12 protein-coding genes are annotated in these 16,014 nt (G+C 59.1%); 8 read left to right on the top strand and 4 right to left on the bottom strand.

The genetic code is table 11. The features are described 5' to 3' along the window. The 5 genes from C1719_RS15395 to rsgA all read left to right on the top strand — a co-directional run bounded on the left by C1719_RS15395 (position 1) and on the right by rsgA (position 6,567). Positions 1–384 carry a heat shock protein transcriptional repressor HspR gene (locus C1719_RS15395; protein ID WP_102375898.1) on the top strand — a complete coding sequence of 128 codons (384 nt, stop codon included), beginning with the start codon at positions 1–3 and terminating at the stop codon, positions 382–384. A gap of 126 nt (positions 385–510) precedes the next feature. Beyond that, on the top strand, positions 511–3,135 hold the full coding sequence (gene clpB, locus C1719_RS15390) for an ATP-dependent chaperone ClpB (protein ID WP_102375897.1): 2,625 nt from the start codon (positions 511–513) through the stop codon (positions 3,133–3,135). A gap of 337 nt (positions 3,136–3,472) precedes the next feature. Further along, on the top strand, positions 3,473–4,999 hold the full coding sequence (locus C1719_RS15385) for a TrkH family potassium uptake protein (RefSeq protein WP_102375896.1): 1,527 nt from the start codon (positions 3,473–3,475) through the stop codon (positions 4,997–4,999). Beyond that, positions 4,996–5,595: a hydrolase gene (locus C1719_RS15380; protein WP_102375895.1), complete on the top strand. Its 600-nt coding sequence runs from the start codon at positions 4,996–4,998 to the stop codon at positions 5,593–5,595. Before C1719_RS15385 ends, C1719_RS15380 begins: the two co-directional genes overlap by 4 nt. Next, entirely contained in the window at positions 5,596–6,567 is a 972-nt protein-coding gene (rsgA, locus tag C1719_RS15375) for a ribosome small subunit-dependent GTPase A (protein ID WP_102375894.1), read from the top strand. It abuts the gene before it with no gap. An 18-nt stretch (positions 6,568–6,585) separates the two neighbouring features. On the opposite strand, the gene C1719_RS15370 is transcribed toward rsgA, so the two are convergent. Beyond that, positions 6,586–7,578, bottom strand: coding sequence for a TDT family transporter (locus C1719_RS15370; RefSeq protein ID WP_102375893.1), 993 nt, complete (start codon positions 7,576–7,578; stop codon positions 6,586–6,588). A 147-nt stretch (positions 7,579–7,725) separates the two neighbouring features. Between C1719_RS15370 and C1719_RS15365 the strand changes: the two genes are divergently transcribed. Continuing rightward, positions 7,726–8,643 carry a LysR family transcriptional regulator gene (locus C1719_RS15365; RefSeq protein ID WP_102375892.1) on the top strand — a complete coding sequence of 306 codons (918 nt, stop codon included), beginning with the start codon at positions 7,726–7,728 and terminating at the stop codon, positions 8,641–8,643. Here the strand turns inward: C1719_RS15365 and C1719_RS15360 are convergent. After that, positions 8,640–10,043, bottom strand: coding sequence for a sodium-dependent transporter (locus C1719_RS15360; RefSeq protein WP_102376127.1), 1,404 nt, complete (start codon positions 10,041–10,043; stop codon positions 8,640–8,642). The genes C1719_RS15365 and C1719_RS15360 overlap by 4 nt on opposite strands. A 242-nt stretch (positions 10,044–10,285) precedes the next feature. Continuing rightward, complete coding sequence (locus C1719_RS15355; protein WP_102375891.1) at positions 10,286–10,474, bottom strand: twin-arginine translocase TatA/TatE family subunit; 189 nt, start codon at positions 10,472–10,474, stop codon at positions 10,286–10,288. Positions 10,475–10,686: 212 nt separating this feature from the next. Here C1719_RS15355 and C1719_RS15350 point away from each other — a divergent pair, with 212 nt between their 5' ends. Together C1719_RS15350 and C1719_RS15345 are read left to right on the top strand one after the other, a co-directional pair. After that, positions 10,687–11,298 carry a TetR/AcrR family transcriptional regulator gene (locus C1719_RS15350; protein WP_102375890.1) on the top strand — a complete coding sequence of 204 codons (612 nt, stop codon included), beginning with the start codon at positions 10,687–10,689 and terminating at the stop codon, positions 11,296–11,298. Between the two features lie 339 nt (positions 11,299–11,637). Continuing rightward, positions 11,638–14,937, top strand: a complete 3,300-nt coding sequence (locus tag C1719_RS15345; RefSeq protein ID WP_180963663.1) for a cell wall-binding repeat-containing protein — start codon at positions 11,638–11,640, stop codon at positions 14,935–14,937. A gap of 123 nt (positions 14,938–15,060) precedes the next feature. Here C1719_RS15345 and C1719_RS15340 read toward each other — a convergent pair whose 3' ends face one another. Further along, positions 15,061–15,999, bottom strand: a complete 939-nt coding sequence (locus tag C1719_RS15340; protein WP_102375888.1) for an AEC family transporter — start codon at positions 15,997–15,999, stop codon at positions 15,061–15,063. Positions 16,000–16,014 lie beyond the last annotated feature (15 nt).

Raw genomic sequence — 16,014 nt, 5'->3', positions numbered from 1 at the left:
ATGACTGACAGGAATAGACCGCTCTACATGATCAGCGTGGCGGCAGAGCTTGCGGGCGTGCATCCCCAGACCCTGCGCACGTACGAGCAGAAGGGCCTTGTGACCCCCCAGCGCACGAGCGGCAACACCAGGATGTATTCGCAGGCCGATATCGAACGGCTCGAGCTCATCAACGAGTTGACCGGCGAGGGAATCAACCTCGCGGGCGTCATCCGCATCCTCGATCTTCAGGGAAGGTTGGAAGAGCGGGATACGGAGCTGGACGACCTGCACAAAAAGGTGCGGCGCCTTGCCGACCGCGTGCATGAGCTCGAAACGCGCGAAAGCGTGAACTCGCTGGTTCGCACGGAGCCGGGTTCGCTTGCGCTCCGTCGGCTTCCCTGAGAACGAATCTGCGCCACCGCCTCCCGGCGCGTGGCGCGTCTTGCCGGCTGCCTCGGCTTCCGTTGCGCCGGCTGCTGTAAACCGATTTGCCTTCATCAGAGAATGAGGGCGAAGGAGGAATGTTTTATGAACATGGGCAATTTGAACAAACTCGCCCTGACTGCGCAGGAGGCGCTGCAGCAGACCATCGTCATCGCCTCCGAGAACGAAGCATCGCAGGCGGAGCCCATCCACATGCTGAAGGCTCTGCTCGAGTCGAAGGAGAACAACCTTTCGGCTATCATCAAACGTATCGGCGCCGAGCCGTTCAATCTGCTCGCCAACGTCGATGCTGAAATCGCGCGCATGCCGAAGGTCAGCGGCAATCCCAACATGATGAGCGGCGTGCCCGGTCCGGCACTTATGAACCTCATCGACAACGCCGTGAAGATCGCCGAAAAGCTCGGCGATAGCTATGCGACAAGCGAGCACATGCTGATCGCCTTGTCAGAAGACAAGGGCGCTGCCGGCAAGATCCTTTCCGTTGCCGGAGTCACCCGCAAGAACATCGAAGCTGCCTACGAGGATCTGCGCGGGGATACCCGTGTAACCGATCAGGCGGCGAAAACGCAGTTCGAAGCGCTGGAGCAATACGGCCAGAACCTGACTCAAATGGCGCGCGAAGGCAAGCTCGATCCGGTTATCGGCCGCGCTGACGAGATTCGCCGCACCATTCAGGTGCTGTCGCGCCGAACGAAAAACAACCCTGTGCTCATCGGCGAGCCGGGCACCGGCAAAACGGCGATCGTCGAAGGCTTGGCGCAGCGCATCGTTGCGGGCGACGTACCCTCTTCGCTGCAGGATCGCGATATCGTCATGCTCGATCTTCCCGCTATGATCGCAGGTGCGAAGTACCGCGGCGAATTCGAAGACCGTCTGAAGGCCGTGCTGCGCGAGGTGAAGGATTCCGATGGCCAGATCATCTTGTTCATCGATGAGCTCCACACCATCGTGGGCGCAGGCTCCACGGGCGATAGCTCCATGGATGCCGGCAACATGCTCAAGCCCGCGCTTGCACGCGGCGAGCTTCACGCCATCGGCGCAACCACGCTTGATGAGTATCGCAAGTACATCGAGAAGGATGCGGCTCTCGAGAGGCGTTTCCAGCCAGTGCTCGTGGGCGAGCCCACCGTGGAGGACACGATCGCAATTTTGCGCGGCTTGAAGGAAAAGTACGAGATCCATCACGGCGTTCGCATTACCGACTCCGCGCTTGTCGCCGCGGCCGAGCTGTCGAACCGCTACATTTCCGACCGGTTCCTTCCCGACAAGGCGATCGACTTGATGGACGAGGCGGCGAGCCGCTTGCGCATAGAGATCGATTCCATGCCCGAAGAGGTCGATGCCGCCGAGCGCAAGCTTACGCAGATGCAGATCGAAGAGCAGGCCCTCATGAAGGAAGAGGACCAGCCCAGCAAAGAGCGACTCGAAGCGCTGCGGCAGGAGATCGCAACCGCACGCGAAGCGCTCGATAAGCGCAAAGCCGAGTGGCAAAACGAGAAGGACGCCATCGTCAACGTGCAGAACCTCAAGGCCGATCTCGAAGGAGCTCAGCTTGAGGAAGAGCGCGCAACCCGCGAAGGCGATCTTTCGAAGGCGTCCGAACTGCGCTACGCGCGCATTCCCGAGCTGCAGCGCATGCTGCACGAGGCCGAGGAAATGCTCAACGTGCGCCAGCAGATGGGCGCGATCCTGAAAGAAGAGGTTTCGAGCGAGGAGATCGCCGAAGTCGTATCGACGTGGACCGGCATTCCCGTATCGAAGATGATGCAGGGCGAAATGGCCAAGCTCGTCGATCTGGAGGACAGGTTGCACGAGCGCGTGGTCGGTCAGGACGAAGCGGTGTCTTCGGTGGCGGGCGCCATCAGGCGCAATCGCGCCGGGCTTTCCGATCCCGATAAGCCGATCGGCAGCTTTCTGTTCCTCGGCCCCACAGGCGTCGGAAAGACCGAACTTGCGAAGGCCCTCGCCGAATATCTGTTCGACAGCGAGAAGGCCATGATCCGCATCGACATGAGCGAATACATGGAGAAGTTCAGCGTGCAGCGCCTGATCGGAGCTCCTCCGGGATACGTGGGTTACGACGAGGGCGGTCAGCTCACCGAAGCGGTGCGTCGCAAGCCGTACTCGGTCATCCTGCTCGACGAGATCGAGAAGGCGCATCCCGACGTGTTCAACATCCTGCTGCAGGTGCTCGACGACGGACGCTTGACCGACGGACAGGGTCGCGTGGTAAGCTTCAAGAACGCGATCGTCATCATGACGAGCAACGTGGGATCGCAATTCATCCGCGAGTTTGCGGAGCACGGCGACGAGAAGGCGATGAACCAGGCCATCGAAGGCTCGCTGCGCGCGACGTTCAGGCCCGAGTTCCTCAACCGTATCGACGATACGGTGGTGTTCAACGCCCTCACGATGGGCAACATCGAGCCGATCGTCGATCTGCAGCTCGAAGAAGTGCGCGAGCGCTTGCAGGAACGTCGTATTTCGCTCGACGTGCGTCCTGCCGCGATGGAACGCCTTTCGATCGACGGGTACGACCCCATTTTCGGCGCACGTCCGTTGAAGCGACTCATCCAGAAGGTGGTCGTGGACGCGGTGGCCGAGAAAATCGTTGCAGGCCAATTGCCTGACGGATCGACGGTTGTCATCGACATCGACCGCGATGGCAACTACAACTCCGAGGTGGTCCAGACCGCGCTTGCGGAATAGGCGGCACGGCGCGGCGCGAAGCCGATGTTTCACGTGAAACATTTGTTCGTATTCAGGACGGGAGAAGCAAACCTCCCGTCCTGTTGTTTTTTCACAGAACCGCATATCGGGCGCACTTGTACTAGAATACCCTCATGCGGAAACGAACCCGAAAGATCGAGCGCAGCATCAAGGCCCCAATTTTGGGGTTTGGCGTGCTGTTGACGAGCATACTGGTGTTTCTGCTCTTCCTTTGCATCCTTATCGTGTTGGCGCGCGTGGTGCTTGGGTAGCTATGGGCGGTTTCGGCAGAAGGGCTGGGCAGCGGGCGGCGTAGGCGGCTCTTTGCGCAAGAGATATGTGGCAGCGTTTTTCTTTATATGATGTACGGGTTATCGGACACTATCTTGGTGTTCTGATCCTGTTCTTCTCGTTCGCGCTTCTCGTTCCCTTTGTGGTTGCCATCGCGTGCGGCGAATGGAAGCCGGCTACCCACTATCTTCTTACGATCGGCATCGCGCTCGTCGTGGGAAGCGGGCTGCGTTTTTTGCGCATCGAACCCGGCCGTTTGAACCGACAGCAGGCGTTGGCGGTAACGGGGCTTGCTTGGATCGTCATCGCTCTTGTGGCGGCGATTCCGCTTCACCTTTCGGGCCACTACGCCAATCCGCTCGATGCGTTCTTCGAAAGCGTTTCGGGCGTTACGACGACGGGGGCCACGGTCGTCCAAGACCTCAACCACCTGTCCGTTGCGGATAACACGTGGCGCTTCGTCATGCACTATATCGGCGGCCTGGGCCTGATTGTCGTCGCGATGTCGTTTGGGCTGTTTGGAAAGCGCGCAGGGGCGAGCCTGTATTCTTCCGAGGGGCGCAGCGAGCACGTGGTGCCCAACGTCGTGCAGACCACGCAGATCATCGCGAAGATTTCGCTCGTGGTCATCTTCATTGCAACGGCGCTGCTCACGATTTTGTGCATCTTCCTCGGCATGGAGCCGATACGGGCGATTTTCCAGAGCCTCTGGCTTGCCATCTCGGGATTCACGACGGGCGGCTTCGCCCCTATGGGGGAGAGCGTGCTGTACTACCATTCGATCGGACTCGAGATCGTGCTCATGGTTCTCATGATCATCGGCACCATCAACTTCGTGCTTTACACCGAAATCATCCGCGGTCGAACAGCGGCGTTTTTCCGCGACCTCGAGATCCGCACGATGGTCGTGTGGCTTTCGGTCATGACGCTCGTGTTCGCCGCCGCGCTCACTGCTACGGCGTCGTTTTCCGACTTGGGGGCAATGCTGCGGCGCGGCCTGTTCATGATCATTTCGGCGTTCTCGACAACAGGTTTCCAGAACATCACGTCGAACCAGCTGACCACGGTGTTCTCATCGGGTGCGTTTCTCGTCATCGCCGTTGTGATGGCGGTTGGCGGCAGCTCGGGCAGTACGGCCGGCGGCATCAAATTCCAGCGCATCGGCGTTATCGCGAAGTCGATCGTGGTCACCATCAAAGAAGCGCTTGCCCCCGATTCCGCACGCGTGGTCGTCGATTACAACCATATCGGCCGTAGGCTCATATCGCCTGAGCTTGCGAAAAACGCCATGACGGTGTTTGCGCTCTACATCATCACCTACGCGATCGGGGCGCTTGTCGGCATCGCATACGGCTACGACGCGACGCAGGCCATCTTCGAATCGGTTGCCATGACGAGCAACGCGGGCGTTACTTCGGGCATAGTTGCGCCCGACATGCCCAAGGTGCTCGAGACGGTCTACATTTTCCAGATGTGGGCGGGTCGTCTCGAATTCGTAACGCTGCTCGCGCTCATTGTCGAGATCATCGTGTCGTTCAAGCCCCGTCGCAGAATCGGGGTGAACGCATCATGATCGGGCTTTCGGCTCCAATGCGCCTGGCCTCGAAGGGCGTTGCTGCGCTTGCTCTCGCGTTGTCGCTGTACATGTCTCCAGCGGTTGCGCTTGCCGAAGGCGAAGATGAGAACACCGTCAATCCCCAACAGCTGCCTGACAGCTCGTTCATCTTCGATACGAGCATTGCAGATTTAAGCTCGGCCGATTCGTATTACGACAATCAGACGGTGCAGATCGTCGGCGAGGCCGTCGGCGATTCGATCGCCGTTGAGGGAGATCCCGACCATCGCTGGATCACGCTCATGTCGCGCGATCCCTCATCGAACGCATCGATATCGGTTTTTATGACCGATGAACAGGCCGAACGCATTGATGCGTTTGGGAAGTACGGAACGACGGGAACGATGCTGCAGGTTCGCGGTACCTTCCATCTCGTGTGTCCCGAGCACAGCGGATTGACCGATTTGCATGCCGAACACGTGAGCGTGGTCGATAAGGGCAAGCACCACGAAGAGCCGTTCAGCCTCGAAGCGTTCATTCCCGGCGCAGTTGTCGTTGCGGTGGGGCTCGTGGTTACCGGCGTGTTCTACTGGCTTCGGGAAAGGCGGCGTTAAGTGCTCGAAGGCCAGGTTGTCAAGCTCGACAGGGGTTACCCGCTCGTTCGCACGGAAGCGGGAGACGAGCTTCGGTGCAAGCATGCAACGGCTCTGGTCAAAGGAGAGAAGGTGCGCGCCGTTATCGGGGACCGGGTTTTGCTCGACATCCCCGAGGCGCATGACAAGGCGATCATCGCCGAAATCCTTCCCCGCAAAACCGAATTCGTTCGCAAGGATCCCACCGAGCGGGCGCTTCCGCAGGTTCTTGCCGCCAACTTCGATACGGTGCTCATCGCCCAGCCCATTGCGGATGTGAATCTCAGACGCCTTGAACGCGAACTGGTGCTTGCCCATGAAACAGGAGCCGATGTTGCGGTCATTCTCACCAAGGCCGATCTTGCCGAAAGCGACGAGGATATCGAACGCATCGCCCGCAAAGTCGGCGATCTGGTGGGTGCCCGGGATCGGGTGCTGGTGGTTTCGGCGGAAGAGCCCGAAAGCATCGATGCGGTGCGCGACCTCGTGGCCCCCGGTACAACCACCGTGCTCATCGGGAAGAGCGGTGTGGGGAAATCGAGCCTTGTGAACCTGCTCGTCGGATGCGAGGTGCAGGAGACGGCCGAAGTGAGGGAGGTCGACGGGAAAGGACGGCACACCACGGTGAGCCGCGAGATGATCGACGTGCCCGGCGGCGGGTGCGTCGTCGATATGCCCGGCGTACGGGGACTCGGCCTTTGGGATGCGGAAAGCGGAATCGAAGCGGCGTTTTCCGATATCGAGGAACTTGCCGCCTCGTGCAAGTTCAGGGATTGCCGCCACGAAGCCGAACCGGGGTGCGCCGTTCACCGTGCGGTTGAGAAGGGCGAACTTTCACAAAGCCGCCTCGATTCCTACCATGCCTTGCGCAGCGAAACCAACGAGATTCGCGAACGCCGTGAAGAGGCGTCCCGCATACGGTCGAGAACGGGCCACCCCCGACGCCGGGGATAGCCCGAACCTTGGTTGCTTCTAGCCCTCGATCTCTTCGGCGAAGCGGGCGATCTCTGCGGATGTGAGCACCGGCTCGGTTGGCTTGCCTTCGATGCGACGGAAAAAGAATCGCAGGTAATGGCCCAGAACATACAGCACCATGACGGTTGCGAGAATGGTTTCGATCGAAATGAGCACGTGGGCGGCCATGAAAACGGGACCTCCGAAACCCAGCCCTTCGAAATACGTGACCGCTTTGAGCAGGGCCGAGGCCGAGATGACGAATGGAAAGGTCATCGCCGCATAGCTCGGGTAGAACTTGATTTTGAGCAGCTTGGGCAGCTGAGTGAGCACGAGCACGAGGAACAGCTGTGCCAGAACGGCCATGATGCCGACCATGACGGCATTCGGTTCCGCAGCGGATGCAAGGTATCCTGCAAGCGAAAGGCTCATCGGCGCCGCGTAGATGCAAAAGAGGGGCTTCGATGGTTCGGGAACTTCATGCTTGATGTAGCGAAGGCCAACGATGACGAGCAGCGCGAGGTAGAGCGCGAATCCAAACCAGAAAATGACAGCGCCCACGGCTTCCATGCCGAAGGTCGGCGAGGTGAGCGATGCTACGATGATGCCCACGTAGGCGATGAAGTGCGTGGGGAAGACCTGCTTGAGATCGAAGTGCAAGGTGAAGGCGATGGTGAACCACGCCATAAGGCAGAAGTGGCCGATGACGGCGATGCTCCAAATGACGAAGGCGGCATCGTAGGCAAGCGGTGCCAGGTAGGTTGCCAGCTGCATGGTGGTCATGAAGAGCGTTGCGCTGACCGCGGCGAACACGGGGTTTTTCAGATCCTCTCTGACCATGGCGGGGAACAGGATGATCTTTGCCTCGAGGAAGGCGACCATGATGAGGGAAAGTACGCCTGCGATGAGGTGAAACGCTTCCGAGAGCGGCTGGAGCAGGATGCCAAGGGCAGCAAGGCCGAGCGCTACTCCGGCAGTTGGAATCGGAACCTTTTGGATGACGCTTTTCACGAACTATCTCCTAACCTGGCCAGCAGCCCGAATCGTTCATATTGCTCGGTATTGTCCCACTGCCCTGGCAAAAATAGAACTTATTAATTATTATGTATCAATAATAAATTCTTATACAGAAAACCACTGATAAGAGAAACGGATATCATGCAGGATTTTAGGACAGAGACGTTCCTCGACGTGTGCGATACGCTGAGCTACACACGGACGGCACAAAGGCTCAATATTACGCAGCCCGCCGTTTCTCAGCACATTTCCCATCTTGAAAGCGCCTACGGGGCAAAGCTGTTCGATTATCGCAACCGTCGGCTTTCGCTGACCAAGGCGGGCGAGGTGCTGCGCGACGCGCTTGCGGTCATGGTGCACGACGAGAGGTTGGTCAAGGAGCGCATCGCTTCGCTGTCGGGCGCTCGCCGAACGCTTGGCTTCGGCGTTACGATGACCGCAGGCGAATACGTGATAGCCCGCCCGCTTGCCCGATTCCTGCTGCAGCGTCCCGATTTGCAGGTGCGAATCGTTGCTTCGGGCACGGAGGACTTGCTTGCGATGCTTCACGAAGGAAGCCTGGATTGTGCGCTTGTGGAGGGATTCTTCGACAAGGGGGAATACGATGGGAGCGTCTTTTGCACGGAGGAGCTCGTTGCGGTGTGCGCGCCCGGAAGCGATCTTGCCGAAGCGCCCCGATCTCTTGAAGATTTGCTCGGCGAGCATCTTGTTGTAAGGGAGGATGGATCGGGAACGCGCGCGGTGCTCGAGCACGCGCTGGCAGCGCGCAACCTTTCCCTTGACGGCTTCGCCCGAACCACTGAAGTCACAAGCATCAACATCATTAAAACGCTTGTCGCAAACGGGTACGGCATCGCGTTTCTCTACGAATCTGCCGTACGGGCGGATTGCGAAGCGGGCGTCCTGCAGAAGATCGAGCTTGCCGAGCCGCCCATTTCCCATGACATGACGTTCATCTGGCTCAAAGGAAGCCTGTTCGAGAGCGAGTTCAGAGGGCTTGTCGGGGATCTGGCAAGCTGCGCGTATGCAAGCGAGTGCGGAGACGCCCCGTCAAGCTAGCCGAACCAAACCTGGAATTTGGGGATGTATCCCATGACGAGGATCACCACGATGAGGGTCGGGATGCCGAATTTCACCCAGAGGTAAGCCCACTTCGGGAAAGCGATGCCCTTTCCCGTATCGGCTTCGGCGATGAAATTCTTCCAACCCCAGCCGCGTCTGCTCGTGCAGAAAAGCACGTATATGAGGCTGCCGATGGGCAGGATGTTGTTCGATACGATGAAGTCTTCGATCGACTGGATATCTCCGATGCCGGGAATGGCTGCTCCCGACAGCACGTTGAACCCGAGGGCGCAGGGCAGCGACAGCAAGATGACGGCGACGCCGTTGACCAGTACGGCCTTCTTGCGAGACCAGCCCCATAAATCCATCGAGAAGCTCAGCAGGTTTTCGAACACGGCGATAATGGTTGAAAGCGCCGCAAAACTCATGAACAGGAAAAACAGCGTCCCCCAAAGCTGACCCATCCACATTTGCTCGAACACGCTCGGCAGCGTGACGAACACCAGGCTTGGTCCTTCGCCGGGGTTGACGCCGAACGCGAAGCATGCCGGGAAAATGATGAGTCCGGCCATGAATGCGACAAGCGTGTCGAGCACGCCCACGCTGAGCGCCTCGCCGGTGAGCCGACGATCCTTCCCGATATAGCTGCCGAAGATCGCCATGGCCGAGATTCCGAGCGAGAGCGTGAAGAACGCCTGCCCCATCGCCGCATAGACCGCTTCGCCGAAAGAGGCCAGTTGTTCGGCCGTTGTGGCGCCCGCGAACAGGCGCGAGAAATCGGGGATGAGATAAAACGCAAGGCCTTCGCCGCCGCCTTCGAGCGTGACGCTTCGGACGCAGAGAACGGCCATGATGACGAAGAGGCAGGCCATCATGGCTTTGGTTATACGCTCAACGCCCTTCTGGAGGCCAAGGCTGCACACGAAGAATCCGATGATGGTGACAACGAGTAGCCAGCCGATCAGCCCGATGGGGTCGGCGAGCATGTTCGAGAACACGCCGCCCACCTGCTCGCTTGAAAGCCCGTTGAATTCGCCGGACGCCATCTTCACCACGTAGGCGAGCATCCAGCCGCCGACGGTGGTGTAGAACATCATGAGCAGGTAGCAGCCGCCGAATCCAAGCCACTTGTACCAGTGCCATTTCGTCCCTGCGGGTTCGAGCGTATCGAAGCTTTTCGCGCAGCTTTTCTGGCTGGCACGGCCGACGGCGAATTCCATGATCATGACGGGAAGGCCGAGTATGATGAGAAATACGAGGTACAGCAGGACGAAAGCCGCGCCGCCGTACTCTCCGGTGATGTAGGGGAATCGCCAAACATTGCCGAGCCCAATTGCGCAGCCAGCGCTGATGAGCAGAAATCCGAGCCTGCTTCCGAATCGTTCGCGTTGTTCCATCACGTTCTCCCGTGTCGCGTAGCCCGATGGGCGATGTCCCTGATTGCGGCGCTTTTCGCTCCGGTTGGGCGGAAGCAGAAAAGCACCCAGCCACTTTACCGTATTTCTCCATACGAGAAAATGGGGCATGCGGTAACCGTGCCGGGGGATAAGGTTTTTGTGCACGAAAACGGATGCACGAAAAAGGGCACGCGCACGCGCGTGCCCTTGAAAGGCAAATCAGAGGTTATTCTAGGCCTTCATCAAGCAGGCTGCGTTCCAGCATCCGATTCGTCGGCGTCTTTGAACTTCTCGTCGGTGCGTGCGCGCAGTTTCTTGACCGAGCGGCCGAGCATTCCTCCCAGTTTGGGAAGGTTTTTCGGGCCGAAGATGAGCAGTGCGACTACCAGAATCAAAACGAGTTCGGGAATGCCCAATCCGAATATTTTCATGGCAGCTCCTTTCGCTAACGGCATGCGGCGGTTCCATGCAGCCGTCGCTCACCGAGTCATTAAAGCACAGAAAAATTATAGTGACAATATTTTTATAGAGACTATAAAAATATACGACAAGTATGGAAGTGCGGGGGAAGCCTTCCGTATAATGCATGCAAGCGGTTGGGAAGCTGGCGGAAGAAGGCGCACGTGGGATCGAAAGGTGTCGAATGCAAGAGGGGCTGAGGGAACGCAAGCGCAGGCAGACGCGCGAATCGATCGAGCGGGCGGCGATCACGCTGGTGCGCGAATTCGGCTATGGCGGGGTGACCGTCGATGCCATATGCGATCGGGCGGAGATATCGCAGGGAACGTTCTTCAATTATTTCCCAACCAAGGATGCCGCTATCGTCGGCATCGGGAAGTTCGATTTGGAAGACCAAGCGGTTTTCGCGGCTCTCGACCGTTACATGCCGGCTACCTTTTTCCACGCGGTGCTAAGTCTTTTTCTCGATGTCGTGCGAAGCTACGATTGGGATGGGGATATCGCTCGAATGCGCGTGGAGCTCGTAAAGGAAACGCCAGATCTCATGAAGCTGTTTCTCAACAACAGCTTCGAATACGTTGAGGCGTTTCGGGAAAGGGCCGCGGCATACCTTGCGCTGCACGGGGAACTGCGGACGTGCGCCGAGGTTCTCGATGCAGCTGACGAGGCGAGCCTTGTCGTATCCCATGCGCTCGAGGCGGCCAAGTTCGCGCTCTACCAAGCAACAAAGGATCCTCAGGCGAAGCTGCCCGCCGCTGAAGACGTCGAAGCGATCCTGCGCGCGGCTCTCGGCTGAGATGCAAGCGCGCCCAGGAGGTGTCGATGATCGACACGGGCTGGTTTTCTGTCCAAATTAGGTAAAAAGTTATGAATTTTATAGAACAACCTATATAACTGTATTGCAAAACATGTTACGTTTCCGTAGACTGTTAAATGCCATAGAATCGGTAGCAAACTAGTTCGGGCGTTTTGACAATCTGATATCGCATGCAACTCGAAAGGCGCCTCCGGGCGTCTTTCGTCGTTTTCTGGCAAAGATGACCTGCTGGCATATACGAGGCGAATGACTTGCTTCGTTCGCTGCCGGTGTTTGCGCTGGGTGAGGGCGATATCGGCGCACACGACAGGAGGTAACATGGAAGCATTGAAAGGAGCGCGTACTCCGCTGGCAGTGCTGCTTGCGGTGACGCTTGCTCTCGGGGGATCGTTCTCAACGGTCCCGCTCGCCTATGCTGATCCTGAACCCGCAGTGACGGGCGACGCCGCTTCGCCGCAGGACGAAAGCGGCGATAGCGGCTCGGCAGAGGGATCATCCGAAGGGGCGGGCGCTGAAGGCGACGGCTCTCAGGGTGGAAACGCTGCCGAGGGAAGCGAAGACAACGGCCTGCAAGCAGGGCAAGATGAGGGAGTCCTCGGCGATAACGTCGATGGGCTGAACGATGACGAGGCGATCGCGGCGCAGGGCCTATCCAATGAAGCCGATGAAGCCGAGTTGCTTGCGGTAAGCCCGACGGGCGATGTGGTCGTCAGCGATATCGATGAGCTTATCGACGCAGTTGCCAACGCGGGAGAGTCGCGCACGGTTTCGCTGAGCGACGCGTTCGTTGCGGATATGGCTGGCAAGAACGCAACGATTGCGCTTAACAACCAGCAAGGCCACGACATCGTCATCGACGGCGGCGGCAAAACGCTCACAAGCGCCGGAGGCAACCGCTTCTTCAGCGTGACCAATCCCGCCACCGGCAGCGTCGCATTCCAGAATGTGTCATTATCGGGTGCGGGCGCGGGTGTTATCGCGAACGCCGCTACGGGCGGCAAGATCGTGCTCGACAACGTGCACATTACCGGGCATGCGGCCAACGGTTCTTCCGGTCAAGCGGTCGGTCTTTCCAACGGCGAGCTTGAGGTCAAGAACAGCTCCATCACAAACGGGGCAAGCGCGATTGCGGGCACGACGGGCAACGTGAAGACGATCACCGTCACCGACACGGTGCTGAACGGCAACACGGGCGGTTACGGCGCAGCGGTGTATCCCGGCGCCAATACGACTGCCACGGTGACCAGGTGCACGATCAACAACAATACGGGAACCTCAGGCGGGTATTGTGGCGGCGCGATTTCGATCGACCAGGACAGCAACGTGCTTCTGACGGTTTCGCAGTGCTATTTCGAGGGCAACGAGGCTCCTCCCGCTACGGGATCAGGCGGTTCGGGCGGTGCTATCGCGCTGTATCACAGCGACAAGAGCAAGCTTATCGTGAAGGATTCGTATTTCGTGGGCAATAAGGCAACCGCGAACCAGACCGTTCGAAACGACGGCGGTGCGATTTCGGTGTTCATGAACGGTGCCGAGCGTTCCGCTGAAGCGGTAATCGAGAACTGCGTGTTCGAGAACAACGTTGCCAACGACGATGCGGGCGCGCTGCTCATCGAGGGCGTTTCGAGCGGAACCGCGTCGATCAATGTGGAGGTTTCGGTTAGCAATTCGACGTTCATCGGAAACGAAGGCAAGCAGGGTTCGACGGGCGTTGCCGGCGGTGCCGTGCAGGTGTTCAGCAAAGCTCGGGCATCGTTCGATAACTGCACGTTCTACAAGAACATTGCGGGCAACGGCGCTGGCGGCGCCATCGGCTTGAGCGGAAGTTTGGCGGGCGGGTGGCTTCCCGTTCGCCCTACTGTGGCGGTCGAGAACTGCGCGTTCGTCGAGAATACGGCTGCGAAGGGCACCAACGTGAGCAACGTCGCCGGCTGGGGCGGATCGGGGGCAAGCGGCTTCACCAACAAGGGCGGCAACATCGGCTACGATGCCGGTACCGCTTTGCCGGCGGGCTTTTCGGCGCAGACGGTGTTTGGAACGGCGGCTGCAACGCTGCAGGTCAACGGATGTTCCACGCAGGTGGGCGCCGATCCCGACGTGCATTTGCCAAGCCTTTACCTTGCGCCTGCGGTTGATGATGAGGCCGGTCTGTACGCCGACGGCGCCGCAACGGCGAATGCCACGGCGCAGGATGCCCGCTACGTTGCCCGCAACGCTTCCGCTCCCGATGCGGGCGCGGTTGATATCGGCTGGATCAAGCTCCATCCGAACGGCGGAACGTGGGACGATTCCGTGATCGGTGATTACAACAACACGCGCATGCTGTCCCATACCGATGCGTCGGGCGACGTCTACGCTTACGTTGCCTGCGATACAGGCAACGACATCGCGCTTCCCGGGGGAGCCATGTTCTCGGCGACTCCGACGGACAAGGTGCTTCTCGGATGGGGCGAGTCGGCGACGACGCAGCCTGGCGATGCCGACTTCCATGCGATCGACGAAGACGTGCTCGGATGCGAAGGTGCCGTATGCGGCGTGTACTATGCGGTATGGGGAGAGGACGAGCCTCCTTTGCCTCCCGATCCGACGAGCTTGAACGTTGCGCGTCTGTTCGGCGTCGACCGCTACGGAACCTCTCATCAGGTATCCACCTACGAGCGCGCTGTGGCCGATGAGGATATCGTCATTCTCGCATCGGGCAACGACAACCATTTCCCCGATGCTTTGACTGCCTCGTCTTTGTCCGGGCATTTGGGCAACGCCCCTATCGTGCTTACCGATTACGCGAGTCTGACCGAGGATGCTCGGCAGGCGATCGTCGATGACCTCGATGCGAAGCACGTGATCATCATTGGCGACAAATACGCTGTTTCGGAAAACGTGGAAGCGGAGCTCAATGCTATTCCGAGCATCGATGTCGTCGAGCGCATCGGGGGCGTTGACCGCCAGGAGACCGCCGAGTTCATCTTCGAAGAACTCGGTGCGGCCGCATCGAAAACGGCGATCATCGCCCGATGCGACGATTTCCCGGATTCGCTGACCATCTCCCCGTGGGCGGCGGTAACCAAGAGCACCGTGTTCCTTTCGGAGTTTGGTCTGACCGATCTGACGCCTGAGACGAAGGCGGCCCTTGCGTCGGGAGGCTTCGATCGCATTCTCGTTTTGGGCGACGAGTTCGCCACGCCCCGATCGGTATACGAGCAGGCGCGCGACGCCGCGGGCCTCACCGATAGCGAGGTGATCAGGATCGGCGGCGACGATCGTTACGAGACCGCCGGCATGATCGCCGATTGGGCGACTTCGTCCGACCGCGATCCCAGCGAGCAGCTGAACTGGGAGAAACCCGCGATCGCACGCGGCGACCTCCATCCTGATTCGCTGACCGGCGGTGCCTTGCAAGGACGCGATCGTTCCGTCATCCTGCTCACCCCGCCCACCGAGGTGGGAGCCGAAGCGCATCCTCGTATTTCTACTCAGGATGGCACGGTGACCGAGATCCGCTTCTTCGGCGATGAATACGCGGTTGCCCTCGATGTGACGAAGGCGTTCATCAACGCGCTTACCTACGATACGATCGTTTGGAAGCCGTCGGATGCCATTGCAATCGATATGAGTTAGAGCCGAGCGATCGGCAGCGGCTTCGCAAAGGCGCGAGGCCTGGAAGAAGGCGGGCGCTCTCGAAACGAGGCGCCCGCCTTTTGCCGCGCGGGCTTCCCGGAGCGTTCGTCGCCGCGTCTGCCGCTACAGGTACATGACCATCATGGCAAGCAGGGGAATGGTGAGCATCGACATGACGGTTGAAACGAACGTGCCCTTGGTCATCGTCTTCAGATCGCCTCCGTACTGAAGGCAGAGCAGCGTTCCGTTCGTGGCGACGGGCATACCTGAAGTTATGACGATGGTTCCGAGCAGCAGGGGATCGGCGATGAACGAACGGAATATGAAGAAGATGGCGATCGGTACAACGACAAGGCGAAATATCGAGGCGATGTAGGGGCGCGCGCTCGAGACCATCTCGCGAATGGGCATCTTCGCAAGCGCAGATCCGATGATGAGAAGCGCTGCCGGAGTCGTCATCTGGCCGATGGTGTCGAGCGACTGCCCGATGATACCCGTTTCGGTTATGCGCAAGAGCGCAAGCGCCATGGCGATGAAACAGGAGATCAGCGTGGGGCTCAGCACGTGCTTGGCTCCATCGAGCAATCGCTCGCGGATGGTTCCCTCCCGTTCGGAAATCATGAACACGCCAACGGTGAAGACGAGCAGATTGAACGGGATGTTGAAGATTGCCGCATAGAGGATCGCCTGGTCGCCGAAGATCGCGGAGAGCACGGGAAATCCGATGAAGCCCACGTTGCCGAAGGCGATCATGAAACTGTAGGTGCCGCGCCTGTCTTTGGGGAAGCGCAGCAAAAACGGCACTGCGAAGGCAATCAGAAGGATGATCGCATAGCTTGCGCACGAAAGGAGAAAGATCAGGCCCACGGTCGATGCATCGGGTAGCTGTTCGTTCATGAGCACCGACGAAACGATGAGGCAGGGAAGCGTCACGTTGAGGAGCAGCTTCGAAAACTGTCCGTCGAACTGGTCGTTCATCACCTTCGCTTTGCGAGCGACGAATCCGAGCACGATGCCCAGAAAAAGAATGACCATTTGCGATTCAACCGATTCGAAGCTCACGGGAGCACCTTCCTA

Source organism: Raoultibacter massiliensis, from assembly GCF_900199545.1.
GTDB lineage: Bacteria > Actinomycetota > Coriobacteriia > Coriobacteriales > Eggerthellaceae > Raoultibacter > Raoultibacter massiliensis.
This window is presented reverse-complemented; position numbering and strand designations above follow the sequence as displayed.

Bases quoted from the DNA above. Each gene is read 5' to 3' on its own strand.
- C1719_RS15350 (WP_102375890.1), top strand. From the start codon at position 10,687: ATGCAAGAGGGGCTGAGGGAACGCAAGCGCAGGCAGACGCGCGAATCG.
- C1719_RS15355 (WP_102375891.1), bottom strand. From the start codon at position 10,474: ATGAAAATATTCGGATTGGGCATTCCCGAACTCGTTTTGATTCTGGTA.
- C1719_RS15360 (WP_102376127.1), bottom strand. From the start codon at position 10,043: ATGGAACAACGCGAACGATTCGGAAGCAGGCTCGGATTTCTGCTCATC.
- C1719_RS15395 (WP_102375898.1), top strand. From the start codon at position 1: ATGACTGACAGGAATAGACCGCTCTACATGATCAGCGTGGCGGCAGAG.
- C1719_RS15385 (WP_102375896.1), top strand. From the start codon at position 3,473: ATGTGGCAGCGTTTTTCTTTATATGATGTACGGGTTATCGGACACTAT.
- C1719_RS15345 (WP_180963663.1), top strand. From the start codon at position 11,638: ATGGAAGCATTGAAAGGAGCGCGTACTCCGCTGGCAGTGCTGCTTGCG.
- C1719_RS15365 (WP_102375892.1), top strand. From the start codon at position 7,726: ATGCAGGATTTTAGGACAGAGACGTTCCTCGACGTGTGCGATACGCTG.
- clpB (WP_102375897.1), top strand. From the start codon at position 511: ATGAACATGGGCAATTTGAACAAACTCGCCCTGACTGCGCAGGAGGCG.
- C1719_RS15380 (WP_102375895.1), top strand. From the start codon at position 4,996: ATGATCGGGCTTTCGGCTCCAATGCGCCTGGCCTCGAAGGGCGTTGCT.